The organism is Agromyces humi (assembly GCF_009720255.1).
GTDB classification, from domain to species: Bacteria; Actinomycetota; Actinomycetes; order Actinomycetales; family Microbacteriaceae; genus Agromyces; species Agromyces humi.
The window spans coordinates 1-2,322 of the sequence record NZ_WJSP02000493.1 but is presented as its reverse complement, the minus strand read 5'-3'; the positions used below and the strand labels follow the sequence as shown (position 1 = coordinate 2,322).

The following is a 2,322-nucleotide window of genomic DNA, read 5'->3' as shown; positions in this document are numbered from 1 at the left end:
CGCGCTGAGCCCCGCGCGGCCTGCGCGGCACGCGCCGCCCGGCGGGATCCGCTGCACCGACGATTTCGCATGAGAATCCGCCTCATGCCCTCTCCGCAGCGCTCATCTCCCCGATCATCATGCGTTCGGCATCGGCATCGGCATCGGCATCGGCGAGGCCTGAGACGTCAGGCCTCGCGCCCCACGTCGACGAGCCCGCGCCCGAATGCGTCGATGCGGCCCCACCGGCCCGGGATGTCGAGCAGCTCGATGCGGCCGATGCCCATGGGCACGGCCGGGTCGACCATGAGGTGCCCGTCCATGGGCTCCAGGCCGAGCATGGTGCGGAGCAGGAGCAGCGGCGCTCCCGTCGACCAGGCCTGGGGGCTGCACGCCGTGGGGTACTGCACCGGGAACCGCGTCAGCTCGCGCTCGTAGCCGCCGAACGCCTCGGGCAGCCGGCCGTCGAAGAACTGCGCGGCCTCGAGGATGCCTGCGGCGATGCGGGCGGCCTCCGCCTTGAAGCCGTAGCGGCGAAGTCCCCACGCGATGAACGAGTTGTCGAAGGGCCAGACCGTGCCGACGTGGTACCCGATCGGGTTGTAGCGCGCCTCGCCCTCGGCGAGCGTGCGCACGCCCCATCCCGAGAACAGCCGTGGCCCCAGCAGGTGCCCGGCGATCGCCGGAGCCTTGTCGTCGTCGACGATGCCGCTCCACAGGAGGTGCCCGATGTTCGACGACAGCACGTCGACCTGCGCGCCGTCGGCGTCGAGCGCGAGGGCGAAGTACTGCCCGTCCTCCACCCAGAAGTCGCGGTTGAACCGCGCCTTCAGCGCTGCGGCATCCGCGTCGAGTTCGTCGGCGTACGCGGGGTCGTTCCAGAACTGCCTGGCCAGGCGGGCCGCCCGCCGCTTGGCGTCGTAGGCGTAGCCCTGCAGCTCGCAGGTCGCCCTCGGGAATCCCGGCAGCCGCCCGTCGTGGTACGAGATCGAGTCCCACGAGTCCTTCCAGCACTGGTTCTCGAGCCCGGTCTCGACGTTGCGCCGCTGGTAGGCGACGTAGCCGTTGCCCTGCAGGTTCGCATAGGTGTCGATCCAGCGCAGGGCGGCGCGCGCCTCCTGTTCGAGGGCGCGCACGAGGTCGGCGTCACCGGTCCACCGCTCGTATTCGTCGAGGAGCACTACGAACAGCGGCGTGGCATCCGCGCTGCCGAAGTACGGGGAGTGCGGGCGCTCCTCGAAGGCGGTCATCTCGCCGTAGCGCATCTCGTGCAGGATGCGGCCCGGGTCCTCGTCGCGGAAGTCGTCGACGCGGGTGCCCTGCCACGTGCCGAGTACCCGCAGCGTCGTGGCGGCCAGGTCGGACTCGAACGGCAGGGTCTGCAGGCTCGTGAGGATGCTGTCGCGGCCGAACATCGTCATGAACCACGGGAGGCCGGCGGCGGGGAGGCTGCGTGAGCCGGCGATGATCGGCGAGAAGCGCAGGGCCGCCAGGTCGACGAGACTACGCCGGTAGGTCGCACTGAGGGAGTCGTCGTCGGTGACGAGTTGCGGTGCGCGGGCGATCCACTCGTCGAGGTCCTGCAGCATATTGCGCAGCGGCGGTGCGCCGCGAGCGGGCCGCGGCACGAGCGGCAGGCCGTCGGGGCCGAGGAGGGTCGGCACGATGCGCAGCTCGGTGGTCCACGACCCGTGCGGTTCGATGCGCACGGTGAAGGTGAGCCCCTGCTCGTCGACGTCGGCCGGTTCGGTCGAGGAGATGGTGGTGGTGCGCAGGAAGGTCTCGCGCTGGTACGCGAGCACGAGACGCCCGTCCTCGACCTGTGATGCGGTCGTGCCCTTCTTCTGCAGCGCGTCCTTCACCTCGAAGAGGTCGGCGAAGTCGCTGTCCGCCTCGAGGCGCACGGTGAGCTCGACCTCGTGCTCGTCGTGGTTGAGCAGCGTCAGCTGCTCGCGGAATCCGCCCTCGACGACGCGCTGGCGGATGACCGTGAGGTTCGCGTCGACGTACACCGTGCCCGTGCCCGGAACGAGGAAGAACCGCGCCTCGAAGTAGTGCAGGTCGTCCGTCGACAGCGACGTCAGCCGCTCGCCGTCGACGGTGAGCACCCACCGCGACAGGAAACGGGTGTCGAACGAGAAGAACCCCGTCGGGTCGGTGGCTGACGCCTCGATGTCGCCTCGCCCGTCGCTCACCACGAAGGTGTTGCCGTCGAGGATGCGCACGAGATCGTCGGTCATGACGGGGTTCCTCCGGTTCCGGATGCCTCGCGGCCGGCCGCGCCCGTCGCCTCGGCGCTCGCCGTGTCGGCGCTGGCCCGGTCGACGTCGCCCAGGTCGGCCG

General features: G+C 70.6%; 1 protein-coding gene. It reads right to left on the bottom strand.

Features of this window, described 5'->3' with window-relative positions; all coding sequences use genetic code 11:
- Positions 1-167 precede the first annotated feature (167 nt).
- Complete coding sequence (locus tag GH736_RS21345; protein WP_159606883.1) at positions 168-2,219, bottom strand: amylo-alpha-1,6-glucosidase; 2,052 nt, start codon at positions 2,217-2,219, stop codon at positions 168-170.
- Positions 2,220-2,322 lie beyond the last annotated feature (103 nt).